The sequence below is a fragment of the Caminibacter profundus genome (genome assembly GCF_054657155.1).
Map to the genome: position 1 here is coordinate 738,554 of NZ_BAAHXC010000001.1, position 26,923 is coordinate 765,476.

Below are 26,923 nucleotides of genomic sequence, written 5' to 3' on the forward strand. Positions count from 1 at the left end.
AACTACTCCTTTACCTCAATGTATTCTATATGCATCTCTTCTCCGGAAATTATTCTTGTCTTATTAGAGTTACAATTTGGACATTTAAAATTAAAACTATCTATTTTCATAATTTGATTACAATCTTCACATTTAACTTTTATATCTGTTTCTATTATTTCTAAACTAGCATTTTCACATATTGTATTTTCTTTAAAAACATCAAAACTTTCCTTTAAAAAATGCGGCTCAACTCCACTCATTTTTCCTATTTTTACAACAACTTTTTCTACTTCTCTGCCTCTTGCATATTTATCAATTATTTTCATCATAGACTGAACTATTGATAACTCATGCATATGGATTTAATCTTTCAAATGCAACTTGTTGTTTTCTTATCTTATACTCATCATAATCAATAAGTTCAATTGCATCAGTAGGACATATTTCAACACAAGCCTGTTTTCCTTCTACTCCACCACATAAATCACACTTAATTGCTACTAAATTTGTTACATTTTGATTGTGCTCACTGCGCTCTGCCATAACAATCGCACCAAATGGACAAACTATTGCACAACTTCTACATCCAATACAATCATCTTCATAAATTTTTATATGGTTATCTTCATGTTTAATAATATCAATTGGACAAGCCTTAACACATGGTGCATCTTCACACTGCATACATTGCATTGGTGCAGTAAGATTTGCCATTTTAATTACTTCATTTCTATGAATTAGTTCTTCTCCATTAAGTCCCCTTTCATAGGCTTCATCTAAAGATATTCCTAAAAAACTAGCTGCACAAGCTAGCTCACAATTTAAACATCCTATACACTTTTTCGCATCTGCAAATATAAACTTATTAGCCATTTACTCTCCTTTTTTATCACTTTTTTATTACTTGAAACTTGGTAACCTGAATACTCATACTATCTCTCAGTACACGAAATACATGGATCTATACTATTAAAGATTAAAGCAACATCACTCAACTTATTACCCGGAATCATCACCTTTAACGCTTCCCAATTCATATAAGTAGGAACTCTCCATCTCATTCTCTCAGGCTTTTGAGTTCCATTTGTTTTTAAGTAATAAATTAACTCGCCTCTAGGAGCTTCAGTTCTTATTACTGCAACTCCTGCGGGTATATGAGGTCTCTTTTGAATTACAACCGGACCTTCTGGTAAAGTATTGACTGCAACTCTAACAAGTCTAATAGAATCTTTTACTTCTCTCCATCTAACTTTCATTCTTGCATATACATCACCACCCTCCTCTAATATGATTTTAGGTTTTAATTCATCATAAGCCGCATAAGGAGCTTTAATTCTGACATCATTCATAACTCCACTACCTCTAGCAGTGGGACCTGTAACTCCAAGGTCTAAAGCTTCTTCTTTTGGTAAAATCCCAACTCCTATTGTTCTTAGTTTTACTATCCTATTATTAAAGTATATATCCATTAACTCATCAACTTGAGGTTCCAATTCTTCTAGACGTTTTAGAATATATTCAATCTGAGGTTCATCAAGGTCATACTTAACCCCACTTAGAGTGTTAGCACTCATATCCATCCTATTACCCCAGATTGACTCTTTTATATCTTGCATAATCTCTCTAGCTTCCATTGTTTGTGTCATTAATGAATGAAATCCTATAAGATGAGCTAACATTGAAAGGTTAAACATATGAGATGCTATTCTTTTTACCTCATCAGCTATTACTCTTAGATAGTTTGCGCGTTTACTAACTTCAATTCCTGCAATTTTTTCAACTGCCATTACATAAGTAAATGGATGGTTATTAGAACAAAGAGAACACACTCTTTCAGTCAAAATTAAATTTTGAAAAAAATTTTTTTGCATTGTTAGTGCTTCAATACCTCTATGCACAAAACCATTAATCATATCTACATTTACAACAGTCTCACCTTTAATATCAACTTTAAAATATACTGGTTCTTCAAGTCCTATATGAAACGGACCTATTGGAATTCTAGTGCTCATGATTTTCCTTTTCACTTTCTATTTTTTCCCAAAGCGTACAAGTAGCTGCACCGTTCATAGCCTGAGATAATGGAATGTAATCTTTTAATACACCCTCATCTATACTCTCATCTAAAAAAAGTCTCTTAGGATTTGGATGATCAATTAAGTTAATTCCATACAATTCTTTAAACTCTCTCTCAGCCCAATCAGCAGATTTCAAAATAGGAGTAATAGAATCAATAGTATTGTCAGTTAATTCAACTTCAACATTCAATAAAATTCCATCAATATCTAAATGATAAACTAAAACATTATTGCCAGATTTTTTATTGTTATAAGCAGTTATAATGACACATCTGCCTCCAAAATCTTTTACAAGCTGAGCAATGTGTAATATGTCTTTTCTATTAAATAATTTCAACCATAATTGAAAATTCCCAAATTGATCAGTGTCCTCTTTTAACTCAATATTTTCATTTAACTTCTTTATCTCAATCACTATTTTTCTTTTTAAAGTCTCTTTCATTTATATAACCTTTCAAAAGCTAATTTTCTCCTACACTCTGGGCAAAACTCTAATAATTCATTAATATCATCACTAATACAAGGATATGATTTTTCTATAAGAGGCTTAGTTGCCGGAACAAACTTTTTAAAACATCTCTTACACTCTTTTTCACTAATTATAGCTACTGTAATAAATTTATATTTTTCTTGTTCTGTATTTGCTGTATGAAAGTCATTTGTAAGTTTTATAGCACCAGTAGGACAAAAAAATTCACAATTCCCACAAAAACAACATGTGTTATACCAAGTTGTATGTACATAAACATTTTCATTTTTTGTTATATGAATCGCACCTGAAGGACATACTTCCTCACAAGTAGCACAAGCAGTACAGATAGCAGCATCAACTTTTAATTTTCCTCTTAATTTATCAGGTACGAAAGTTTTTCCAAAAGGATATGGGTCAGTAGTAGGTCCTTTTAATAAATTTCTTATTGCTATTTTTAAAAAACCACTCATTTACCATTCCTTATTTTGCTTTTCCAAATTTCAAGAGCTTTCGCCACTCCATCAATTATTGCTTGAGGTCTTGGTGGACATCCTGGCACATTTACATCAACTTTTATGTATTTATCAAGAGGACCTTCAATCGCATATGAATCTCTAAATATCCCACAACTGGTAGGACAAGTACCTACCGCTATTACTACAAAAGGTTTTGGAAGTTCGTCTAGTACTTCTAACAAATATGGTTTACTTCTTGCTGTAATTGGACCAGTTACCAATAAAATATCAGCATGTTTTGGACTTCCAGTGTATCTACATCCAAGTCTTTCAATATCATATCTTGGAATCATAGCTGTTGTTGCAAGTTCAACATCGCACCCATTACAACTACCAGTGTTTATTCTGAATAAAAATGGGCTTTTTGTAATAATACTCATATTATTCCTTTAAGAGATAAAATCACTAGAACTAAAGTTATTAACGCTAAAGTTGTTGGGACAATTAATAAAAATTTAAATGCCTGGTCTATCCTAAAGCTTGGAAGTATTGCATGAAGAAGTGAAAAAAACATAACAAAAACAATAGTCTTTGCAATAAACCATACTACATTAATCACTATATCATCTACAATTATTACAGGGAAAAAGAATATTTGAAATACAATACTCAAAAGTATAATTTTAAGAGCATCAGTCATCTCATAAATAGCTAGAGGAATCGAACCATGTTCTATCAAAAATCCATCCATTACATCAGTGTCATTATGATGTGCTACTTGGAAAGGAGGAAGCTCAAGAGTTGATAACACAAAAATAATAAAAGCTAAAACTGCTGGCCAAAATTTCCAATCAAATAAAAAACTACCATTTTCTAATTGATAATTCATAATTTTTTCTAGTGAAAAAACAGCTTCGCCTTTTCCAACATATAATGCAATACTAAAAGCAATAATCATAAATACCGTTTCATATACAAGCATTAGCTTTAACTCTCTATTCACAGCTATTGCTGCATATGGCGAACTTGATGCTCCTCCACCTAATATATGAGCGATTGCTGGAAGGGCCATTACATAAATTAATAAAATCAAATCACTATTAACCTTGCTACCTTCATAAACTCCTGGAATTGGGATAAAATACAACATAACAAGCATTCCTGCAAAGCCAATAATAGACGCATATTTAAAAACACTTGTCTTTGCATCTTTAGGAATTAATATCTCTTTATTAAAAAGCTTTATAATGTCTATAAAATTTTGATAGATAGGAGGTCCTATTCTTCCTTGAAGCCTTGCAACAATAATTCGTTCAAGTGAGAGCATTAAAACACCAAGAGAAAGTGCAAATATTCCTCCAGGAAAAATAAAAAAATGAATTAAATTATCTCTCAATGTATCCTCCTTTTAATCCAAACACCATTTTTATAATTTGGATTATTTTATTTATGAGTTCAGTTACACTTTCGTAGAAATTATTAGATTTTATGTGAAGTTCTTTTTCACTTAAATCTCTTACACCTGATAGGAAAATATGAGTTTTTCTTGTTTTTTTATTGTATAAAAACATTAAATACCCAACTCCTAAAGCAAGTAACAAATAAAATGCCAAGGTAACTAAATTTAAAGTATCTCCACCCATACTAACAGATGTAAGAGTTATATAAATTTCTGAGAAACCAAAACTTTCAAGAATTAAATTAATAGGTTTAAGTACTAGATATGGGAAGATTCCTAAAATAATATTTAAAATTGCCAAAATAATCATTGGTATTGACATAAATAGATCAACTTTCTCAAGTTTTTCAAAACTTTTATCCATTTTTCCAAAATAAGCACTATGCATAAATTTAACAAATACTAGTAATATCATCACGCTTCCAAGAAGAGTAAGAATTGCCAAAAATACATAACCTTTAGCTATAAGTGCATGATATATCATCCATTTTGAAACAAATCCGCTAAACATAGGTACACCTGCTGTTGAAAATACAGCAATCATAAAAACTCCAAATGTTATTGGCATTTTTCTAGCAATTCCACCAAGTTTATCAAGCGAGTCAATGCCAGTTTTATAAAAAATAGCCCCTGCACTTAAGAAAAGCAAGTCTTTAAAAAACATATGATTAATTAAATGTAATATACCTCCTGCTAAACCTTGAGATGTTACAAGCGAGATACTTGCAATAATATAACCGATTTCTGAAACTGTTAAGAAAATCAGAAGTCTTTTCATAGAATTAGTAAGCAATCCAAATGCAGCACCCATTATAATTGTAATAACTCCTATTACAGCTGCAAAATGCGATATTATTTCAATTGCTAATATTTTGTTCAAACTAATACCTGCTGCAATTAAATAAAATAATGTAACTAGCATTAAAGGACCTGTTTTTAACATAACTGCTGAGATATATCCACTAATTGGAGTTGGTGCTGGTTTTGGGTGCATTTGATAATCAATTCTTATAGGAAGTTGTGCAGCTTTTGCTAAGAAACCAATAGTAAGCAATACAATTCCAAACACTACTATATTTGTTAAAGGTATAGTTTTCAATACCTCAAATGTAAACCCATATTTCATAATAACACTAAGGCCTATCATCAAAATTCCAGCACCAGCAAAATTATATATCAAATATTTACTACCTTCACGAATTGAATAGCTATCTTCTTCATGAACAAGGGCAATATATAATGCCCATCCCCCCATAATTTCCCAATAAAAAAACATAGAATAAATATTATCACTTAAACTAACTCCAATAATTCCTATTATCATAATCATAAAATTAGTAAAGAATCTATATGGTTTGTGAGAATGGTCCATATATTTTGCAGCATATATAAAGTTTAGAATTGCCATAAATAATACAAGTGACGCAAAAAATGTATTAAGAGAGAAATGCTGATTTAATACAAATAAAAACGCCAAAAATGAAAACGAAGCAGCTAAAATGCCAGTATTTTTACTATTTTTACCACAAAAGTATACAAATATTGCACCTATTACTAAAATAACTATGCTAATTGGAGTTTGTAAAATAAACTCAGGAGCTACTGAATTAATATTTAAAGTTGAATTAACAGATAGAGCAATAAAATCAATTACATTCTTTCCAAAAATTCCTAAAAGAAAAGAAACAAAGCTAAGAACATAAACTACAAATAGTTTAATTCCCCCAACTTTTACAAACTCTTTCTTAGGATTTAGCAAAAAAATAATTTTAAATACTCTAAGCATTGCTATAAATCCAATAATTGAACCAATAATAAGCCCAAATCCTACTAAAAAGTTATTACTTTGAATCGCAGCATAAATCATCAAAAATTTTGAGTTAAAGTTACCAAATGGAGGAAATGCACCAATTGCAAAAATTCCCACTCCTAAAGGAAAAGCTATCAAAGGAAGTTTTTTTCCTATTCCTTTTAAGTCATCAAGGTTTCTACTTCCAGCACTCAAAATTAAAATACCAGCACTTAAAAATAAAAGGTCTTTTACAACAGCATGATTTATTATATGATACAAAGCACCTGTTAGTGCAAGAGAATTCATAACTCCTAAAATAGTTACAATTTCACCAATTTGACCAATAGTAGAGTAAGCAAAAAATCTTTTTATATCTTTCTCATAAAGAGTTTTAATCTCACCATAAAAAAGTGTTAAAAGTCCTATTACAACAAGTAAATATGAAAATGTTTTATTATAAAATCCTATAAAATAAATTACTACAATAATTCCAAAAACTCCAGCTTTTGTTAAAATACCTGAAAGAGGTGCAGAAATACTACTAGGTGCTGCTGGATGAGCAAGAGGTAACCATTTATGAAGAGGTACAATACCAGCCTTTACACCAAATCCTAAAAATAGAATAATTGCAATATCTAATGAAATTGATGTAATTTTAGAAAATTCATCTATTCCTTGAATATAAAAGCTTGAAAAAGCTAGTTGAAGTAAATATGCACCACCTATACACATCAAAAAATAGATTTTAGCAGCTTTTATAGATTCATCACTTCTATTATGCATAATTAGTAAATAAGAAGAAATTGTCATAAGTTCCCAAAAAAGATAAAAACTCTCAAATTTATCACTTAAAGTAAGTTCTATTAATGCTACTCCCAAAACAAAGAGTGCTAAATAATAAAATTTTTTATATTTTTTAATATAATCAAACGAATACACAAACACGATAAATGAAATAAATGCAAAAATTAAAGCAAAAATCCCTCTTATACCATTTATATCAAATCCCAAACTCAAATGATAAGTATCAATATTGCTAAAAAGTCCCGGTATAATTAAATAAAGCTGTGGTAAAATAAAAACACCAATACCAGCTAATGTAAATATAGCTATTGACAAAGTGTTATTAAATTTAATCTTTTTATAACTTCCTTTTTTGAAGACAATATTTTCAAATAAAGTAATAAGATAATATGCTTGAAATAAACTTATTAGAACAATTAAATAACCAAAATTCCATAAACCTTCTGAAGATAAAGCATTTAATATAAGCTGTTTTGAAGTAATTAACGAAACTCCTAAACTTCCAAAAATAGCAAATCCAAAAATAACACCACTTAAATTAAATCCTACTCCCTTTAAGTTATCTAATTTTTCACCATAATGTCTAAAATATTCAAACAAAATAAGTATCGCTAGTACCCTAAATACAACTTGATATTCCAAATGTAATATACTAGCACTTAGTGCATATGAACCTAAAAATCCAATACCAAGATATAAAATTTCTGCAACACTTGCAATTAAAAAAGAAGTTTTAACATTTTCAATTTTTAGAATTGCAAAAATTTTAAATCCAAGTATTGTTAATAATAAAAAAACAATACTCTCCACTATTTCTCCTTTAAATGAATAATCATTCAAATTTTAAAACTTTATTAAATGAAAATTAAGAAAAAAGAGAGAAAAACTGAAGTTCAAAGCTGAAGTGTTTATTTTTTACACACAAAAAGAGAAAAAAAGTCTATTTTTTATAAAAATTATTGAGTTTATAGTATAATTCTAGAAGTGTCTTTTGAATTTGAAGTTCAACTATCCTTTTATTTAAAACTGCTTGCATTTTAGAGTTTTGAAGCACTTCTAAATCTAAAAGTGTTGATGTACCTGCTTTTATTGATTCTTGAGTAGAATTTATTAAGCTATTATAAATTTTAACATTTTCGTCATATATTTTAAGTTTATTTTTTAATGAATTAATTTTTTCTATCGTCATTTTATAATTATTTACGAGCTCTTTTATTTTATCTTGAAGCAAAACTTGCGATTTTAAATAGTCGATTTTTGTTTTTTCAATTTTTGTTTTAGCATTAACATCAAGAGGCACACTAGCACTAATCCCAACTATATAATAGTTTTGTTTGTCTATTTTTTTGTTTTCAGTTTCTTTATAATTATAACTTCCATTAAAAGATACTGTTAACAATTGATTTCCTACTTGCATTTTATAAAGATAATTTTTTATCTTTTTATATATCTTTTGAGAGTTTAACTCAATATTCTCATTTAAAAACTTATCTTTTGAAATAAGTTTAAAATGAGGCAATTTAACATTATCTATATTTAAATCAGATAAATTTGCAAAAGAATATTTAATTTGATTAATGTTAGTTCTTATATCTTCTAAAGATAATTTTAAACTATTAAGACCTAAAATTGCATTATCAAGTAAACTAGAATCTCCACTACCACTTAAAAAAGCCTCTTTTTTTCTTTTGACATCAATTTTTGCATTTTTTATTTTTAATTTTACGATTTTTTCATTTAGCTTTGAAATTTTATAATCATAAACTAAGTCTAAAGCCTTTTTTATTAAGGCTCTTTTTTGAAGTTCAACCTGGTCTAAATTATATTTCTTAGAGAGATTTGCATATTTAATTGAATAATAAATTGCTCCACTTTTAAAAATTGGTTGATTTATACTTATACTAAAAAGATTTGTAGTAGTTTGATAACCTAAAGTATTATCTTTTTGGTAAGAATATTGAAAAATTATTGGATTTATCCAACTTTTCTTTGTCTCTTGTGAATCTTTAATAGTTTTTAATCTATCAAAATCTATCTCTTTTTGTTTTATTTCACTTAAAATTCCAGCATAAACAAAAAAAGGAATAAAAAATAAAATTTTCCTCATTTTTTCTCCTACTTAGATTTCAATACTTCTTTTAATCTATGAAATCCTTCATCAATTTCTTCTTTTGTAATAGTAAGAGGTGGTAAAAATCTTACTGCTTTAATTCCGGCTTTAAGAACAAGTACTCTTTTCTCAAAAGCTTGTGCTACAACTTCATCTCTAATTTCTGTTGAATGAGCTTTTAATGCTTTCATCAACCCATAACCACTAATACTATCAAATTTATCAGGAAACTCTTTTGCAATTTCAACTAACTTATTATCAAAATACTCTATTATCTCTTTTAACTGACCGCTTTTCTTATACTCATCAAGAATTTTAATTACTTCAATTCCAGCACGAGTTGATAGATAATTACCACCAAATGTTGAACCATGGTCACCTGGTTTTAAAACATCTGTCAGTCTTGTAATTACTGCTCCAATTGGAACTCCTCCGCCAAGCCCTTTTGCAAGAGTTATAATATCTGGTTTAATCCCATATAAATTACTTGCTAAAAATTTTCCTGTTCTGTAAATTCCAGTTTGCACTTCATCAACTATTAGTAAAATATCTTGTTTTTTTAGTTTATCCTCAAGAGCTTGAACTTTTTCAATATCAAAAGGATTAACCCCACCTTCTCCTTGAATTAACTCAATCATAACAGCAACTGTTTTTTCATCTATTTTATTATAAATATCATCAATATCTTTTGCATACTCAAACCCATCAGGAAATGGTCCAAAATATTTATGAAACTTAGTTTGTCCTGTAGCTTTTAGAGTAGAGATTGTTCTACCATGAAATGAGTTTTCAAGTGTAATTACTTTATATCTTTTAATTTCTCCATCTACTTCACCATACTTTCTAGCAATCTTAATAGCAGTCTCATTCGCTTCAGCTCCTGAATTACAAAAAAACACACCTGCTGCGTTTTGACCACTTTTTGTAACTAAAATCTCTGCCAGTTCTTCCTGAGGCGAAATTCTATAAAGATTTGAAATATGTATGATTTTACTTGCTTGCTCACTAATTGCATTGCTTAGCCTCACATTTGCATGTCCTACACTTACAACCCCTATACCGCTTGTAAAATCTATATAATCTCTATCATCTTTATCCCAAAGTGTAGCATTCTCACCTCTTACAAACTCAACATCAAATCTCGAATAAGTGTTTAATAAATATTGCATTTTTACTCCTTATATTCCATAAAATTCAAGATCACTTATTTCATTTTTACTAAAAACTCCAACCTTACTTTCAAACATTTTAAGAAAGCTTAGTAAGTTTTCCATTTCTTCTTTATCAATATCACCAATTATTACACTGATTTTTTTAGCGTTATTTATTAAATAAAGTACTCCTGCAACTTCTTCAAGAGTAGTACTGTGATTTTGAATTTCTTTTTTTACTCTAACTGACTTTAACACAATTTCAACAAAATCTTCAAAATCCATATTTTCTTTTAAGTCTTCATCATAAACTTCAAAAACATAAGCAAGTCTAGCTAATAAAAGTGGTAATTTTTTTGAGGTTTTTAATATATCAACTTTTGAAAATTCTTCACTTCCTCCTATAACTATATAATCTTTTACAAGTTTTTTTGGTTCTGTTTTATAAAAAATTATTAAATCTGAACTATTTAAAAAACTTTCATCTTTATTCGTATAATATTCGCCCTTTTTTTCAAACATTTTTTATCCTTTTCGATATAATTTTGCCTCAAAAATTTTTAAAGGATTATACTTGTTTTCTAAAATATTGCAAAATTATAACGCAAAAAGTGCAAAAAATGATATATTAGCAGGAATTGTAACTTCAGTCGCTTTAGTTCCAGAAGTTGTAGGGTTTGCATTAATTGCTGGTATTTCTCCTATTGTAGGACTTTATACTGCATTTATTTTAGGATTAATTGCGGCAATAATTGGAGGAAAACCAGGGCTTATTTCAGCAGCTGCTGGAAGCATTGCTGTTGTGGTTGTAAGTCTTGTCAAAAATTATGGGGTTGAATATCTTTTTTGGGCTGTAGTATTTGCTGGAATAATTCAAATTTTAATAGGAGTATTAAAATTAGCTAAATTTATTAGACTTGTACCAATGCCGGTAGTTTATGGATTTGTAAATGGTTTAGCAATTGTAATTGCTACAAGCCAACTCGAATTCTTTGAAAACAATCTTTGGGTTTATGTTTTTGTAATTTTAACTATGGCAATAATGTATTTTGGTCCAAAATTCATAAAAGCAATTCCAGCTGGACTTATTGCTATTGTTTTAGTTACCGCAATAGTTTATTTTTTCAATATAAACATTAAAACTGTTGGAGATTTAGCAGATATTAAAGGAAACTTCCCATCATTTCATATTCCACTAGCTCCACTAAACCTGGAAACTATAAAAATAATTTTGCCATATTCTATAATTATTGCACTTGTAGGACTTATTGAAACGCTTCTAACAATGGAAGTATTAGAAGAAATGGATAATACTCGCGGTAATGGAAATAAAGAAGCAATAGCACAAGGACTTGGAAATACTGCTTGTGGACTTTTTGGTGCAACTGCTGGATGTGCAATGATTGGTCAAACAATTGTAAATCACACATCAGGTGGAAGAGGAAGACTTAGTGGTATTACAGCAGCCATTATGATTATTTTATATATTGTGTTTTTATCAAAACTGATATCCCTAGTACCTCTTGCAGTCTTAATTGGTATTATGTTTATGGTAAGTATTGCTACATTTGAATGGGCAAGTATTGATAAATTAAAAAGAATGCCAAAAGAAGATGCTTTTGTCTTAATTTTTACAACTATTGTTACAATTTTTACAGACCTTGCAATTGCTGTAATTAGCGGAGTTATAATATCTGCACTTGTATTTGCTTGGAAACACGCAAGAGTATATTTTAAAACAAAAATGGAAGGTAATAAAAAAATATATGAATTTGAAGGACCTTTATTTTTTGGAAGTACTAGAAGTTTTCTTGAAAGTTTTGATGTAAAAAATGATCCAGAAAATGTGGTAATGGATTTTAAAAATGTAAGAGTAATGGATGCAAGTGGTGTTGAAGCTATCGATAAAATTACAAAAAAATACCTTGAAGCTGGGAAAAAACTAACTATTATACATCTAAGCCATGAATGTAAAAAACTATTAGAGATTGCAGGACCATATTGTACATATGAAGAAGACGACCCAGATTATAAAGTAGCAATTGATCCTAATAAATTAAAAAGAACTTAAAAATTCTCTTAGCTCTTCTTTTGGCATAGGTTTCGCAAAATAAAATCCTTGAATATAATCAACTCCCATTTTTTTCAGCTCATTTACTGCTTCCTTACTTTCAACTCCTTCTGCAATAGTTCTTATATTCATTGCTTTTGCCATTGAAATGATAGCTTGCACAATATGTTTATCCTCTTTCTCTACTAAAATATCTTTTACAAAACTTCTATCTATTTTTAAAGCGCTAATAGGAAGTCGTTTTAAATAGCTAAGAGATGAATAACCAGTTCCAAAATCATCTATTTCTATTTTTATACCTTCTTTTTCTAATAGTCTTAACTGAGGCATAACAATATCTATATTTTCCATTAAAACTGATTCTGTAATTTCAACAATTATTTTCTCTTTATTAGCATTAATTGCTTCAATTTCTTTAATAAGTTTTAAGGCTAAATTTTGAGAAAGAAGCTGTATTACTGAAACATTAATTGAAAAAGTAAAAAATAACTCATTAAACTCTTTTGAATCAACTAAAACTTTTTTAATAATTACATCTCCCACTTCATTAATTAATCCGCTATCTTCAAGTATAGGAATAAACTTTGCAGGACTCACAAGACCTCTTTTTTTAGATTTCCACCTAAGAAGTGCTTCTACTCCCCATATTTTATTTTCTTTTATATCAATAATAGGCTGATAATAAATTGTATATTCATCATTCTTAACTGCTTTTTGTAGTTCTTTTTCTAATTCTAAATAATCCTTTGGCAGCAGAGTAAAAGAAGATTTTGCATAACTTATTCCTTTTCCACCTCTTTTTTTTGCAATTCCTAAAGCTTTTTCAGCTTTCAAAATTAAGTCCTCTTCTTTAACTCCATCATCAGGATAAAAAGCTACTCCAACACTTATGGGTAAATATACTTCATTTCCATTAATTTGAACTATTTTTTCATTAAACTGCAAAATTTTATTTAATTTCTCAAATATTTTATATTTATCTCCTTTTATTATTACTCCAAATTCATCACTACCAATTCTTGCAATAAAACAATTTTTTAAATTATCTATTAAAAATGAAGATAAATTTTTAATAGCCTTATCTCCTGCCCAAAATCCTAAAACATCATTTACTTTTTTTAATTTATCAATATCAATAATTACAATTGCAAATGGAACTTTTTCTTTGATATTTTCTTGAATATCTTTTATAAATAGTTCTCTTTTAGGTATAGAAGTTAAAACATCAGTAAAAAAAATTATTTTTGCTTTTTCTTTCATAAACAAATCAGTAATTGCAATATTTATTTTATAAATTATCTCTTTAAGTAAAACTATCTCCTCTTGATGAAAACTTAAATTTTCTTTGGAATATAAAAGTACTACATAGGCTATTTCATTTTCTTTTGAATACTCCCATTTTCTATAAATAGGAAAAATTATATTTTTTTTATACTCTTTTTCTCTAAACTTTATATCTGTTACAATAAACTCTTTATTGTGAATCAACACATCAAGTATTCCTTTAAAATAATCAAAGTCAAAAATTTGACTTTTAAATTCTATATCCTCCTCTTCATCATTTAATGTAGTAATTGGTATTATTCGCTTTAATTCATTATCAATCTTTGCCACCCATCCAAAATCAAATAGTTTAGAACTAATAAAAACTTTTAAAATCTCTTGCATTAAGCTTTCAAAATCCCTAACCCTAAGGACTAAATTTGCAATTTCTTCATCAATTACATTTAATTCATACATCACGGAATTTATCTCTTTTTTTCTAAAACTTATAAAATAATAATTTTTTTTATTAATATTAAAACTTTCTCCTTTTATATCAGCAATTTCACCATTAATAAGAGGTACATTCTTTTGTGAAAAAAACTTTTTATTTTTTACATTTTCTATAAATTTCATAGAAATATCTATAAATTTATCTGAAAAAAGAGAATAAAAAGAATGACTTAAAAAATCTCTCTTTAAAAAATCTTTAAAAACATCATCAACTTCTATTATTTTCAAATCTTCATCCAATATTACTACAGCCTCTCTTAATTCAAATGCTTTAGTGCATTTAATTAACAATTCAGATAAAATAACTTCAATTTTTTTTAATTTTTCTTCATTTTCTATTATTAAAGTAGCTTTATTTAAAAAATCTTCTTTTAAAATTTCCATTCTATTTTTCCTTAATCATATTATCTAAATCTTTATACATTTGTATTGTTTCTAATTCTGCCTTTTTAAAAGATTTAAGCGAATCTTTCATACTCAAATCCATACTGTCTTTTAGATGATTTTCAAATCTGCTTTGAGTAGACTTAATATCTCTATATGAGTTAGTTTCACTAAAAGCCTCTTTTCCTACACCTTCATACCAAGTATCAAAGCTATGTGCTCCAATGTCTTCACTATACTTACCATCCCCCATTATTTTTTCTTTATAATTTTTAATTTTAAAAAGTAGATTATTAATTTTTTGTTCTATTGCTGTTAAAGCATCAGCTAAATGACTAAATCTTGAAAAAAGTCTATCATCAAGTGAACTTAAATTATCAAAACCTTCTTTAAATTCATTCATAAAATTTTGCATTTCATTAATAATATTATCTAGATTTTTCCCTTCATCAGTCATATTTGATGAATTTTGTTTTAACACATTTATAGTAACTTCTACCTCTTTTGTTGCATTTTGAGTTCTCTCAGCCAATTTTCTAACCTCATCTGCCACAACTGCAAACCCTCTTCCATGTTCACCAGCTCTAGCTGCTTCAATTGCAGCATTTAATGCTAAGAGATTTGTTTGATCTGCTATATCTTTAATCAAATTAATTACACTATTTATATTATCTACACTTTCATTTAAATTATCTATATTTTCTATTGCAATGCTAGAAAATTTCATAAGTGCATCTATCTCTTTTAAAAATTTTTCAAATACTTTTCTAATATCAACAATTTCCTCTTTTACTTGTTCATTATCTTTTGTCATATTTGCAAAATAATTAATATTATTGTGCGTATCTTCGGCTATTATTGTTAAATTGCTTTCTACATTTTTCAAACAAGAATAACATAAATTTAACTTATCAATTTGTAATTCTTTTTTATTTAATTGATTCTTTAAATTTATATTTTCTTGCTCAAGTTTTGAAAGTTCTTCTTCTAATTCTTTTATTTTTTCTTGAAGCTTGTGATTTTCTATTAGAAAATTATTATCGCTTTTTTCTTTTTTAAACCATCCTTTCATTTATAATCCTTTAAATTTTTTTTATTATACACCTTTACCCCCCCCCCTTGTCAAATTAACACCTCAATTACAATTTAGATAAAATTTATCGAATCCATATCCACTTTTGCTTTACTTAAATCAATACATGGATAAATAATCTTATGAAGATTTTTACCTTTAAATAAAACAAAAAATCTGTATTTATTGTGTAATTTAAAAATTGGTGCTTCTCCAAAACCTATTAATTCATCTCTTTTGCCTATACACGTTACAAAATCTTCCATATTCTTTTTTGCAATTTCTTTTCTTTTATCAACAAATTCAATTTTACAAAGCCTATTAAATGGAGGATAACCCAGATCTTTTCTAAACTCTATCTCTTCTTCATAAAACTCTTCATATTCTCTATCAAAAAATTCAGGATTTAACGTTTGTATTATAACCTCTCCATCTTCTTTTCTACCAGCTCTTCCTTCAACTTGCCTGCACAAAGCAAAAGCTCTCTCTCTTGCACGATAGTCTGCACTATTAAGTAAAAAGTCAATATCTAAAACTATACTCAGTGCAACATCTGGATAATCGTGCCCTTTACTTAACATTTGAGTACCTACAAGAATATCTATTTCTTTATTGGAAAATCTTTTTAAAAGTTTATCTATTCTACTTTTTGAAGTAACTATATCTCTATCAAACTTTTCAATAACTGCTTCTTTAAAAAGCTCACGAAGTTCTTCTACAATTTCACTTGTTCCTTTTCTTTCATTTATAAACTCTTCACTTCCACAATTTGGACAAATATTAGGTATTTTTGTTGTATAGTTACAATAATGACACTTAAGAGCTAATTTATCTTTATGAATACTCATTGCTACATCACAATACTTACAATGAATAGCCTTTGCACAGTCTTTACATATCATATACTTAAAATGAGCTCTTGTCGGAATAAAAATAATTACTTGCTTATTACTCTTGAGTTTTTCTTTTATTTTATTTATTATAAATTCATCAAAACTTTCTTTAAAATAACGAGTTTTTTTAGTATTAAAAAAAGTACCTTTTAACCTAAAGACAGGAAATTTATACAAATCACTTACAAGAGGAGTTGCGCTTCCAAGCACAACCTTAGCATTCAAAACTTTTCCAAAATAAATGCTAAGATCCTTTGCATTATATTTTGGTATTTGTTCAGACTTAAATGCTTCATCATGAGCTTCATCCACAATAATAAGTCCTAAATTAGAAAAAGGCAAAAAAAGTGCACTTCTAGCCCCTGCTACTATTCTTATTTTTCCATTTACTAAGTCTTTTAAAATCTCCCCTCGCTTCTTTTTAGTTATTTTACTATGCCAAATAGCAAGACTATCACCAAAATGCTTTTTAAGTCTTTTTTCCATTTGAGAAGTTATTGCAATTTCAGGAAGCAAAAAAAGCACCGTTTTTCCTTGTTTTAGAGTGTTTTCAATTAGTTTTATATAAATTTCAGTTTTCCCACTTCCTGTATCACCAAAAAGAATACTAACATCATTTTTTTCTAAAAAATCCAAAGCTTCTTTTTGCTTTTGGGTTAAATTTATTCCAATATTTATTTTATGTTCTTTCAATTCTTCATTCTCAATTCTCCATTTTCCATTCTCAATTAAATAGAAAAGTCCCGCCGCTTCACCAATAGAACAGAAATAGTAAAAACTTATAAATTCAATAATTTTTATATAAGACTCATTAAATTCATAAATTTTTTCAATTATATCTTTGCACTCAAATTTTGGTTTTTCAACTTCTTTTAAAATAATTCCAAATTTCTCTTTATTTCTTACAAAAACTTTAACAACATCACCTTTTTTATAAACTTTATCTGATTGATAGATAAAAGCAGTAGGAGTATTTAAAATTGCTACTTCATAATATTTCATTGTAGTTTATCGCAAAGTGTCCCGCTATTACATTTAAACGGACAACTTTTTGAAGCATTTTTTTCATAAGTAAATGTAGCTTGAGCTGAGTCTATTTCTAATTTGTATATACTCTTATTAGAGTCATCAGAAACAAAAGACCATTTAATATCTGTGGCATTTTCTTTTATAGGTGTTGATAATATTTTTTCAAAAAGCATCCCATCGCTAGTACTTTCTTCAAGCTCAGGACATATATCTATATTTCCTGACATTATATTTTTAGAATACGCAGAAGATATACCAGCACGAACTGTAGCAATTTGAGTTTTTGCTTTTGCTAGTTTTGCATCAGAAATCCCAGTAAATAGTTTTGGCAGGGCAACCCCTGCCAAAATACCTATTATTACTATTACAAAAATAAGTTCAAGTAGTGTAAATGAATTTTTCATAATAAAATTTACTTAGCTAAAAATTAGTTTACTTCTGTAACATTAGTTTTTGTACTTATGTCAGTTCCATCTGCAATTCCACAATCAGTTGAAGCATTGGTTCCATTACATTTATATAATTTAAATTTAGGTGATTGATTTGCATTTCCATCTCTACAAGTAATAACATAATCTGTACCTGCTACGGCTTCTTTTATTTGAATAACTACTTTATCTTTAGTAGAATCATTACATTCAGATAATTTTACAGTACCAATTTCTTTAGGCAAATCTACATAAGTGGTAATGTTATTTTCTGTTAACCCTGTATATGAAATATCACCATTATGACCATTAGATATTGATGTGCTCCAAAGAGTTGGTCCTACACTTCTATTTAATGTTCCAACAAATGACTTTAAATTTCCCTCATGTGCTTGTTCTGCAACACCTAAGAATTTCGGAAGAGCAACTGCTGCTAAAATACCTAAGATTACAATTACGAAGATCAGTTCAATCATTGTAAATGCTTTTTTCATATTTAATCCTTTTTTGGGAAAATTGTACCATAAAAAAATTTTTTTTAATAAAGATTTAATAAATTTTTATATATATTTTACAATCATTTGACATATGTGAAATTTATAACAAATTAATCTCTACTAACTAAAACTTTATTATCTTTAATCCTGATTAATCTAAAATATGGAGCAGTAGTCGCAGTCCCATCTTTACAAGTTATATTAAAGTCATCTCCTGCTATATCTTTATTTGCAGTCATAATAGTTTGATATTTATCATTACCACATTTTTTCAAGTCTATACTGCTTGCATTAATCTCTTTAGGGATATCTATATATTTAGATAAAAAGTTTGCATCTTCAGGACTAGTTAGGTTAGTTATACTACCATTTTTACCCTCATTTATACTTCTAGCCCATAAATCTTCTCCGGTAGTTCTATTTAAAGTCCTTACAAAAGATATCAAATTTGCTTCATGAGCAGAATCACCAAGTGCAAAATATCTAGGAACAGCAATTGAAGCTAAAATACCAATAACCACCAAAACAAAAACTAACTCAATAATAGTAAAAGCCCCTTTTTTCATCCTTAACTCTTATTTATTTTTTTTAAAATCTTTTCAATCTCTTTTTTTGTAGTAAATTCTTTTTTATTTTTTTCCAAAACCAAAAAAAGAAGTTCACGAGGAGTTGGATTTTGTAATTTAACTAAGTCCTCTTTTACAAACTCAAAAAACTCTTCTTCAAGTTCAAGCTCAAACTTTTCCCCCATTATAGAGACAGAAATTTTTTTCATTATTTACCAAGAATTGCTTCTATTTTAGCTAATACTTCTTCAAGTTCAAGTTCTTTAAGTGCCATAGCTTCTTGACATTCAAGCAAAGAAGCTTCTTTTTCTTCAAGCTGTTGTTTTGTGTTTTGAAGATCTAATTTTAATTTTTCATTTTCTTCTTTTAAACTTTCATAATTTTTAATTAAATCTTCAATTTTTTCATTTAATTTAGCAAGTAAGTCCATTTTCCTTCCTTTTTATATATTTGCTATAATTATAATAAAAAGGAGAAATTTGTTCAAATTAAATTCTAATTACAAACCAACTGGTGATCAACCTCAAGCTATAGAAACTTTAAGTAAATGTATAAAAAAAGGCAATAGATACAATACTTTAATTGGTGTTACCGGAAGTGGTAAAACTTTTACAATGGCAAATATTATAGAAAAACTTCAAATTCCGACTTTAATTCTAACTCATAATAAAACTCTTGCAGCTCAACTTTATAGTGAGTTTAAAGAGTTTTTTCCTCAAAATCATGTAGAATATTTTATAAGTTATTATGATTATTATCAGCCAGAAGCTTATCTTCCACGCCAAGATCTGTTTATTGAAAAAGATGCTTCAATAAATGCCGAACTTGAGAGACTAAGAGTATCAGCAACTGCTAGTTTACTTGAATATGACGACGTAATCGTAATAGCCAGCGTGTCAGCTCTATATGGTCTAGGTAACCCTCTTGAATATAAAAAAATGGTAGCTAAAATTGCCATTGGTGATGAGATAAACCAAAGAGAATTTATGCTAAGACTACTTAGCATGGGATACAATAGAAATGATAAATATTTTGAAAGAGGAAATTTTAGAGTAAATGGAGAAGTTATTGATATTTTTCCAACATATTTTGAAGACGATGTTATTAGAGTTGAGTTTTTTGGAGATGAAATTGATAGAATTTATACAATTGATTATATAACAAATGAAAAACTTCAAGACCTTAAAGAAATTACAATTTACGCTGCAAATCAATTTATAGTAGGTGCAAGTAGATTAGCCGAAGCTATTAATTCTATTGAAAAAGAACTAGGGGAGAGATTAAAAGAATTTGAAAAAGAGGGTAAAATTTTAGAATACCAAAGACTCAAACAAAGAACTGAGTTTGATTTAGAAATGCTTGAAACCACTGGAACTTGCAAAGGAATAGAAAATTATGCAAGACACTTAACAGGCAAAAAACCTGGTGAAACGCCATATTCACTGCTTGACTATTTTGAAATTAAAGATAAGCCTTATCTTGTTATTGTAGATGAATCCCATGTGAGCTTACCACAGTTTCGTGGAATGTATAATGGCGATAGAGCTAGAAAAGAAGTATTAGTAGAATATGGATTTAGACTTCCAAGTGCACTTGACAATAGACCATATAAGTTTGATGAATTTATTAATAAAGCACCTCACTATCTTTTTGTCTCAGCAACTCCGGGAGAATTTGAACTTAGTGTATCAACTTGTGTAGCTGAACAAATTATAAGACCAACAGGGCTTCTTGATCCAATAGTAGAACTACTTCCGAGCCTTAATCAAGTAGCTACTCTTTATGACAGAGCAAAAGAAGTTATAAGTAAAGGTGAAAAAGTTTTAGTAACAACTCTTACTAAAAAAATGGCTGAAGAACTTCAAAAATATTATCTTGAAATGGGTCTTAAAGTTAAATATATGCATAGTGACATTGATGTAGTTGAAAGAAATGAAATAATAAGAGGTTTAAGAAGTGGTGAATTTGATATGTTAATTGGAATCAACCTTCTTAGAGAAGGACTTGATTTGCCAGAAGTTTCTCTTGTAGCAATACTAGATGCTGATAAGGAAGGATTTTTAAGAAGTGAGACAAGCCTAATTCAGACAATGGGAAGGGCTGCTAGGAATGTAAACGGAAGAGTTTTGATGTTTGCAAATAAAATAGAAGAAAGAATTCTATTAGATGATGATTTGGAAATTTTAGAAAAAATAAAAGATAAAATAACAGGCTCGATGTATAGAGCTATTAAAACAACAATAAGTAGACGTATTAGACAAAAAGAATATAATAAAATTCACGGCATTACTCCAAAAAGTGTAATTAGAAAACTTGATAAATCTTTAAAAGAAGAAGGATATGAAGCAATAAGTAAAGAACTTAAAAACAAAAACAAAATTCCACCTAAAGAAAAAAAAGCAATAATTAATAAACTTCGAAAAGAAATGCAAGAAGCTGCAAAAGCACTTGAATTTGAAAAAGCAGCAATGTTAAGAGATAAAATTGAAGAACTTAAAAAAATGAAATAAGGAGAAGTGATGATTTTACGCTATAAAAATGATTTTCCAAAAATTGCTAAAAGTGCTTGGATAGCTCCAAGCGCTGATATTATTGGTGATGTAGAAATAGGTGAAGATAGCTCAGTTTGGTTTGGCTGTGTGATTAGAGGCGATGTGCATTATATAAAAATAGGAGCTCGCACTTCTATTCAGGATTTAACAATGATTCATGTAACTCACTTCAAAAATGAAAAAAAAATAGGAGACGGACATCCAACAATTATTGGAGATGATGTAACAATAGCACATAAAGTAATGCTTCATGGCTGCAAAATCGGAAATGCATGTCTTATTGGAATGAGTGCTACAATTCTTGATGGCGCAGAAATAGGTGATGAATCAATAGTTGGAGCTGGAGCACTCGTTACAGGCGGTAAAAAATTCCCTCCTAGAAGCCTAATTCTTGGAAGCCCTGCTAAGGTTGTAAGAAGCCTTACAGATGAAGAAGTAGAAAAAATATATGAAAATGCTAGAAATTACGTTAAATACAAAAATGAATATATTGATTTTATAAGGTAAAAAATGGTTAAAAAATTAGACTTAGTTGACTATATTGAAAAATTAACTTCTCTTTTTGCAAGGGAAAAAGACTATACTCTTATAGGAGATATTAGAAAAAATTATGAATATCTAAAGAAATTGTCAAATAAAGACTTTACCTCTCCTCCTAATATCAAAAATCTTGATAGAGAACTAATGCACCTAAAAAAATTTGGTGTATTAAAGCATGACCAAATATTTGAATTTGTGAAAATAATTAATTATTTTAAATATCTAAAAAGTAGAAACTGGCAAGATTTAGCTGAATGGTTTGATAAGATAAAAATTCCAGATGAAATTAATAAACTACTTAAACATTACAATGAAAAAGGTGAAGTTATAGGATTTGAAGAAATTGATATTATAAATGAAAAAATATCAGAAAAGAAAGCACAAATTAGAAAAGAGCTTTATAAATATTTAAACTCAAAAAAACTTGAAAGTTTTTTAGTAGATAAGCAAACTCATTTCCAAGGAGAGGAATGTTTATTAGTTAGAGGAGGATTTAATAAAGTCCTTGATGCTGAAATTCTTGGAAGAAGTTCTTCAGGGTTTTTCTATGTATTTCCAAGAGGCATTGAAAAAATAAAACGAGATCTTGATGATTTAGAAAGTATAAAAGAAGAAAAACTTTACGAAATTGCTAAAAATTTTAGTGAAACTCTGAGAATTTGGGTGAAATTTTTAGAATTTATAAATATTGAATTTGATAAATTTGATTCTCTGCAGGCAAGAGTATTTATGGCAAAAAATGAAAATCTTGAGTTTATTATGCCTTCATTTAACACTAAAAAAATAAGCTTAAGAGACTTTTGTCATCCAGCACTTAAAGAATGTAAACCTATAAATCTTGAATGGGAAAAAGAAGTCTTAATAATTACTGGTGTAAATGCTGGTGGCAAAACAATGCTTTTAAAATCAATTTTAAGTGCTGCTTTTATGAGTAAATATTTACTTCCAATGAAAGTTAGAGAAAATTCAATAGTCCCTCACTTTAAAGATATAAAACCAATAATTGATGACCCACAAAATGTAAAAAATGATATCTCCACATTTGCTGGAAGGATAAAAGAATTTAAAGAAGTTTTTTCAAAAGTAAATACGTTAATTGGTGTTGATGAAATAGAGCTTGGAACCGATGCAAATGAAGCTGCAAGTTTATTTAAGGTAATTATTGAAGAGCTTATTAAAAAAAATCGAATAGTAATTACAACTCACCATAAAAGACTAGCTAGTTTGCTTGCTGAACATGAAGAAGTCGAACTTCTCGCTGCAATTTATGATGAAAAAAATCAAAAACCAACCTTTGAATTTATAAAGGGAACTATTGGAAAAAGTTATGCATTTGAGACAGCAAAAAGATATGGTATTCCTCTAAATATAATCAATAAAGCAAAAAAAGAATACTCAGATGACCTTGAAAAACTTGATAACTTAATCGAAAAATCAGCCGAGTTAGAACTTACCCAAAAACAAAAAATAAAAGCATTAGAAAAAGAGTTAGAAAATGTTAAGTTTTTAAAAGAATCTCTAATTAGACAAAAAGAAGAATTTAATGAAAGAATTGAAAAAGAAAAAGAAAAACTACTAAAAGAATACAATGCCGCTATAAAAGCAGCAAAAGAAGCAATAAAAGCAAAATCAATTAAAGATGCTCATAGAAAACTAAACGAAGCAAATAAAATTCGATCAAATATTAAAATTAAAAAAGAAGAAATTAAAAAAGAATTTAAAGTTGGTGATATTGTAAAATATGGAAATTCAATAGGTTCAGTACTTGAAGTTAAAGGCAAAAATGCTATTGTAGAGTTTGATGGCAAAAAACTTCTAATCTCAAAATCAGCCTTAAAACCATATATGGTACCTATAAAAAAAGAAACAAAAATTTATAAACCAAAACCGACAAAAATTGATGTAAAACTTGACTTGCACGGAATGAGACTTGAAGAAGCTCTTGAGAAGACAGAAAAATATTTAAACGATGCAGCTCTTGCAGGACTTGAAGAAGTATGGATATATCATGGAATTGGTAAAGGAATTTTAGCAAAAGGGGTAACAGAACTTCTAAAAAACCATCCTTTGGTAAAAGAATTTAAAGATGCACCACCTCATATGGGAGGTTATGGAGCAAAAATTGTTAAACTATGATTTGACATTACTATATAAACTTGATACAATCACACTAAAAATAATGGAGGGGAAAGATGGAAACTATTATAATAGCATGTCCGCATTGTAAAAGCTTAAATAAACTACCAAAAAAAGATAGCTATAAAAAAGCTATATGTGGAAAATGCAAATCAAACTTACTAGATAATAAACCTATTGCTATTAACAATACTGAAGAATTTAAAAAAATAGTAAGCAATGTTAATGTACCTGTAATTGTTGATTTTTGGGCTGTATGGTGTGGTCCTTGTCAAATGTTTGCACCAACATTTGAGAGTGTTGCAAAAAATTATCCTCTAAAGGCCAACTTTTTAAAAGTTAATACTGAAGAAGTGCCTGAAGTTGCAGCAGAATTTGGTATTAGAAGTATTCCAACTATTATTGCACTCAAAGAAAGTATAGAAGTTGATAGAGTAATGGGAGCATTACCAGAATTTCAATTTAGTATGTGGGCAGATAAAATTATAGAGTAGCCAAGTTCCAAAGTTCCAAGTTCCAAATAATCAAGAAAACTTATATACAAAACTAATAAATATTAAACTTGGAACTAGGAACTCGGTACTTAAAACTTAAATTATTAGCATAGCATCTCCATAGCTATAAAAACGATATTTTTTTTCTATTGCCTCTTGATAAATTTGAAGTGTTTTTTCTCTTCCAATAAAAGCAGCTACTAACATTATAAGTGTTGATTTTGGAAGATGAAAGTTTGTGAGTAAATGATTTACACGAATTGGTGGATTTATCGGGTTTAAAAACAAATCACACTCACCTGAGAGTTTTTTCTCTCTTGCATAATATTCAACTGTTCTTGTAACTGTAGTTCCAACTGCTACAATTTCTTCATCACTATCAAGAATTTTAGCAGTATTAAGAGGAATCTCAAAAAACTCACTATGCATTTTGTGCTCTCTTATATCCTCAACCTCAACCGGCTTAAATGTCCCAGCCCCAACATGAAGTGTTAAGTATGATTTTTTAGAAATTTTGTTAAGTAGTTTGTCTGTAAAATGAAGACTAGCAGTAGGAGCGGCAACGGCACCCTCTTTTTTAGCAAATACACTCTGATATTCTCTCTCATCAATTGCTTCATCACTTCTTTTAATATACGGAGGCAAAGGCACATGCCCTATTTCTTCTAAAATCTTTACCAACTCGAAAAAACTAATTTTTCTTGGAACTTGTAACTTGGAACTTATAACTTTAAACTCAACTATTCTGCTTCCATCTTCCAACAACTCTACAACTTCAGCTAAAAGCCCCTTATCAAAATAAAGTTTTGTACCAACTCTTACCTTCCCTCTAATATAAACTAAAAAATTTTCACCAAATGGCCTATTTAATAGTAGCTCAACCTTACCGCCACTTGTCTTTTTGCCAAAAATTCTAGCTTTAATTACTTTAGTATTATTAAAAATAAATCTTTTATCTCCTACAAAATCCAAAATATTTTTAAAAATAGTATGAGTTATTTTGTCTTTTTTCCTATCATAAACTAAAAGCTTTGCACTATCACGTGGAAAGGCAGGATATTTTGCTATTAGACTTTCAGGCAAATTATAATCATAACTGCTAACGAGTAAATCTTTAAATTCCAATTAGTTTCCTTAACTCTTCTGGTTTTGTGGTTTTCGCCATTGCATCTTCTTTTGTAATAATATGTCTTCTAACAAGGTCAGCTAAAACTTGATTCATTGTCTGCATTCCTGTTACACCTTGATTTAATTGCATTTGAGAATAAATTTGTTGTATTTTATTTTCTCGAATAAGATTTGCAATTGCTGGATTATTTATCATAATTTCATGAGCTGCTATCCTGCCTCCTCCTATTTTTGGAAGTAACACTTGCGCAATAACAGCAGTAAGTGCCATTGAAAGCTGAGTTCTGATTTGGTCTTGTTCTTCTGCTGGGAAAACGTTTACAATTCTGTTTATTGTCTGGTCAGCACTATTTGTATGAAGCGTACCGAATACCAAATGTCCAGTTTCTGCAGCTGTAATTGCTGCACCAATAGTCTCTTTATCCCTCATCTCACCAATTAAAATTACATCAGGATCTTCTCTAAGTGAAGCTCTAAGTGCTCTTAGAAATGATTTAGTATCACGTCCCACTTCCCTTTGAGAAAAAATAGATTTTTTATGTTCGTGTACAAATTCTATAGGATCTTCAATAGTAATAATATGCTTTTTATAATGCTCATTAATCTCATTTAACATCGCCGCAAGAGTGGTAGATTTACCACTTCCAGTAGGACCTGTTACTAAAATAAGACCCTTATCTTTTTTAATAAGTTCTTTGAAAATAGCAGGTGCATTTAACTCATCTAAACTTAAAGGTTTTGGAGGAATTATCCTAAAAGCTGCTGCAATATTTCCTCTTTCATAATAGTAATTTGCCCTAAATCTTCCAACTCCTGGATTTTCAAAAGCAAAGTCAAGTTCTAGTTCTTCTTCAAAAGTCTTCTTTTGTTCATCAGTTAAAACTGCATAACAAAGATTAACAATGTCTTCATTTTTAAGTTTTGGAAGATTAAGTGGTAATAACTTTCCATCTATTCTAAGCATAGGCTCAGAATTTACAACTAAATGCAAATCACTTGCATTATATGCAACAATACTACTAAGAAGCTCATCTAAGGTAAAGTTAATTGCCAT

Annotated in this window: 26 protein-coding genes; 5 read left to right on the forward strand and 21 right to left on the reverse strand. The window is 28.7% G+C overall.

The annotated features are described in order from the left end of the window. Positions 1 to 2 precede the first annotated feature (2 nt). From hypA to ACYQ1U_RS03920, 11 genes are all read right to left on the reverse strand, one after another. The gene (hypA, locus tag ACYQ1U_RS03870; protein WP_459884522.1) at positions 3 to 338 is read right to left on the reverse strand and encodes a hydrogenase maturation nickel metallochaperone HypA; all 336 of its coding nucleotides are present in this window, start codon (positions 336 to 338) and stop codon (positions 3 to 5) included. Beyond that, the gene (locus ACYQ1U_RS03875) at positions 331 to 855 is read right to left on the reverse strand and encodes a 4Fe-4S dicluster domain-containing protein (RefSeq protein WP_459884524.1); all 525 of its coding nucleotides are present in this window, start codon (positions 853 to 855) and stop codon (positions 331 to 333) included. Before ACYQ1U_RS03875 ends, hypA begins: the two co-directional genes overlap by 8 nt. Positions 856 to 914: 59 nt before the next feature. Next, positions 915 to 1,994, reverse strand: coding sequence for a hydrogenase large subunit (locus tag ACYQ1U_RS03880; RefSeq protein WP_459884526.1), 1,080 nt, complete (start codon positions 1,992 to 1,994; stop codon positions 915 to 917). Beyond that, the gene (locus tag ACYQ1U_RS03885) at positions 1,984 to 2,502 is read right to left on the reverse strand and encodes an NADH-quinone oxidoreductase subunit C (RefSeq protein ID WP_459884528.1); all 519 of its coding nucleotides are present in this window, start codon (positions 2,500 to 2,502) and stop codon (positions 1,984 to 1,986) included. Before ACYQ1U_RS03885 ends, ACYQ1U_RS03880 begins: the two co-directional genes overlap by 11 nt. Further along, positions 2,499 to 3,002: a 4Fe-4S binding protein gene (locus ACYQ1U_RS03890; protein WP_459884530.1), complete on the reverse strand. Its 504-nt coding sequence runs from the start codon at positions 3,000 to 3,002 to the stop codon at positions 2,499 to 2,501. The genes ACYQ1U_RS03885 and ACYQ1U_RS03890 overlap by 4 nt, the downstream gene beginning before the upstream one ends. Continuing rightward, positions 2,999 to 3,427: an NADH-quinone oxidoreductase subunit B family protein gene (locus ACYQ1U_RS03895; protein ID WP_459884532.1), complete on the reverse strand. Its 429-nt coding sequence runs from the start codon at positions 3,425 to 3,427 to the stop codon at positions 2,999 to 3,001. The genes ACYQ1U_RS03890 and ACYQ1U_RS03895 overlap by 4 nt, the downstream gene beginning before the upstream one ends. Further along, positions 3,424 to 4,383 (reverse strand): respiratory chain complex I subunit 1 family protein, encoded by a 960-nt coding sequence (locus tag ACYQ1U_RS03900; protein WP_459884534.1) that lies wholly within the window; start codon positions 4,381 to 4,383, stop codon positions 3,424 to 3,426. Before ACYQ1U_RS03900 ends, ACYQ1U_RS03895 begins: the two co-directional genes overlap by 4 nt. Further along, positions 4,373 to 7,852 (reverse strand): complex I subunit 5 family protein, encoded by a 3,480-nt coding sequence (locus ACYQ1U_RS03905; protein WP_459884536.1) that lies wholly within the window; start codon positions 7,850 to 7,852, stop codon positions 4,373 to 4,375. The genes ACYQ1U_RS03900 and ACYQ1U_RS03905 overlap by 11 nt, the downstream gene beginning before the upstream one ends. Positions 7,853 to 7,982: 130 nt before the next feature. Continuing rightward, positions 7,983 to 9,149, reverse strand: coding sequence for a TolC family protein (locus ACYQ1U_RS03910; protein ID WP_459884538.1), 1,167 nt, complete (start codon positions 9,147 to 9,149; stop codon positions 7,983 to 7,985). An 8-nt stretch (positions 9,150 to 9,157) separates the two neighbouring features. Further along, positions 9,158 to 10,321, reverse strand: a complete 1,164-nt coding sequence (locus tag ACYQ1U_RS03915; protein WP_459884541.1) for an aspartate aminotransferase family protein — start codon at positions 10,319 to 10,321, stop codon at positions 9,158 to 9,160. A gap of 9 nt (positions 10,322 to 10,330) precedes the next feature. After that, positions 10,331 to 10,825 carry a hypothetical protein gene (locus ACYQ1U_RS03920; protein WP_459884544.1) on the reverse strand — a complete coding sequence of 165 codons (495 nt, stop codon included), beginning with the start codon at positions 10,823 to 10,825 and terminating at the stop codon, positions 10,331 to 10,333. 52 nt (positions 10,826 to 10,877) lie between these two features. Between ACYQ1U_RS03920 and ACYQ1U_RS03925 the strand changes: the two genes are divergently transcribed. Then, positions 10,878 to 12,374: a SulP family inorganic anion transporter gene (locus tag ACYQ1U_RS03925; protein ID WP_459884547.1), complete on the forward strand. Its 1,497-nt coding sequence runs from the start codon at positions 10,878 to 10,880 to the stop codon at positions 12,372 to 12,374. On the opposite strand, the gene ACYQ1U_RS03930 is transcribed toward ACYQ1U_RS03925, so the two are convergent. From ACYQ1U_RS03930 to ACYQ1U_RS03965, 8 genes are all read right to left on the reverse strand, one after another. Continuing rightward, the gene (locus ACYQ1U_RS03930; RefSeq protein ID WP_459884550.1) at positions 12,360 to 14,534 is read right to left on the reverse strand and encodes a bifunctional diguanylate cyclase/phosphodiesterase; all 2,175 of its coding nucleotides are present in this window, start codon (positions 14,532 to 14,534) and stop codon (positions 12,360 to 12,362) included. The genes ACYQ1U_RS03925 and ACYQ1U_RS03930 overlap by 15 nt on opposite strands. Before the next feature lies 1 nt (position 14,535). After that, complete coding sequence (locus ACYQ1U_RS03935) at positions 14,536 to 15,606, reverse strand: methyl-accepting chemotaxis protein (RefSeq protein ID WP_459884553.1); 1,071 nt, start codon at positions 15,604 to 15,606, stop codon at positions 14,536 to 14,538. 74 nt (positions 15,607 to 15,680) lie between these two features. Beyond that, complete coding sequence (locus ACYQ1U_RS03940; protein ID WP_459884555.1) at positions 15,681 to 17,501, reverse strand: primosomal protein N'; 1,821 nt, start codon at positions 17,499 to 17,501, stop codon at positions 15,681 to 15,683. Further along, the gene (locus ACYQ1U_RS03945; RefSeq protein ID WP_459884557.1) at positions 17,498 to 17,932 is read right to left on the reverse strand and encodes a type II secretion system protein; all 435 of its coding nucleotides are present in this window, start codon (positions 17,930 to 17,932) and stop codon (positions 17,498 to 17,500) included. The genes ACYQ1U_RS03940 and ACYQ1U_RS03945 overlap by 4 nt, the downstream gene beginning before the upstream one ends. 23 nt (positions 17,933 to 17,955) lie before the next feature. Then, the gene (locus tag ACYQ1U_RS03950) at positions 17,956 to 18,450 is read right to left on the reverse strand and encodes a type II secretion system protein (protein WP_459884560.1); all 495 of its coding nucleotides are present in this window, start codon (positions 18,448 to 18,450) and stop codon (positions 17,956 to 17,958) included. Between the two features lie 113 nt (positions 18,451 to 18,563). Continuing rightward, on the reverse strand, positions 18,564 to 19,019 hold the full coding sequence (locus tag ACYQ1U_RS03955; RefSeq protein WP_459884563.1) for a type II secretion system protein: 456 nt from the start codon (positions 19,017 to 19,019) through the stop codon (positions 18,564 to 18,566). Between the two features lie 2 nt (positions 19,020 to 19,021). Next, positions 19,022 to 19,228, reverse strand: coding sequence for a hypothetical protein (locus ACYQ1U_RS03960; RefSeq protein WP_459884564.1), 207 nt, complete (start codon positions 19,226 to 19,228; stop codon positions 19,022 to 19,024). Beyond that, positions 19,228 to 19,449, reverse strand: a complete 222-nt coding sequence (locus ACYQ1U_RS03965; RefSeq protein WP_459884567.1) for a hypothetical protein — start codon at positions 19,447 to 19,449, stop codon at positions 19,228 to 19,230. Before ACYQ1U_RS03965 ends, ACYQ1U_RS03960 begins: the two co-directional genes overlap by 1 nt. 49 nt (positions 19,450 to 19,498) lie before the next feature. On the opposite strand from ACYQ1U_RS03965, the gene uvrB reads away from it, so the two are divergent. From uvrB to trxC, 4 genes are read left to right on the forward strand one after another with little or no spacing between them, the layout of a single operon-like run. Next, positions 19,499 to 21,529 carry an excinuclease ABC subunit UvrB gene (gene uvrB / locus ACYQ1U_RS03970; RefSeq protein ID WP_459884570.1) on the forward strand — a complete coding sequence of 677 codons (2,031 nt, stop codon included), beginning with the start codon at positions 19,499 to 19,501 and terminating at the stop codon, positions 21,527 to 21,529. Positions 21,530 to 21,538: 9 nt separating this feature from the next. Beyond that, the gene (locus ACYQ1U_RS03975; protein WP_459884572.1) at positions 21,539 to 22,078 is read left to right on the forward strand and encodes a gamma carbonic anhydrase family protein; all 540 of its coding nucleotides are present in this window, start codon (positions 21,539 to 21,541) and stop codon (positions 22,076 to 22,078) included. 3 nt (positions 22,079 to 22,081) lie between these two features. Further along, positions 22,082 to 24,247 (forward strand): endonuclease MutS2, encoded by a 2,166-nt coding sequence (locus ACYQ1U_RS03980; RefSeq protein WP_459884574.1) that lies wholly within the window; start codon positions 22,082 to 22,084, stop codon positions 24,245 to 24,247. A 56-nt stretch (positions 24,248 to 24,303) separates the two neighbouring features. Next, positions 24,304 to 24,741, forward strand: coding sequence for a thioredoxin TrxC (gene trxC / locus ACYQ1U_RS03985; RefSeq protein WP_459884577.1), 438 nt, complete (start codon positions 24,304 to 24,306; stop codon positions 24,739 to 24,741). A 96-nt stretch (positions 24,742 to 24,837) separates the two neighbouring features. Here trxC and queA read toward each other — a convergent pair whose 3' ends face one another. Both queA and ACYQ1U_RS03995 read right to left on the reverse strand, forming a co-directional pair. Then, the gene (gene queA, locus ACYQ1U_RS03990; protein ID WP_459884579.1) at positions 24,838 to 25,866 is read right to left on the reverse strand and encodes a tRNA preQ1(34) S-adenosylmethionine ribosyltransferase-isomerase QueA; all 1,029 of its coding nucleotides are present in this window, start codon (positions 25,864 to 25,866) and stop codon (positions 24,838 to 24,840) included. Then, complete coding sequence (locus ACYQ1U_RS03995) at positions 25,856 to 26,923, reverse strand: type IV pilus twitching motility protein PilT (RefSeq protein ID WP_459884581.1); 1,068 nt, start codon at positions 26,921 to 26,923, stop codon at positions 25,856 to 25,858. Before ACYQ1U_RS03995 ends, queA begins: the two co-directional genes overlap by 11 nt.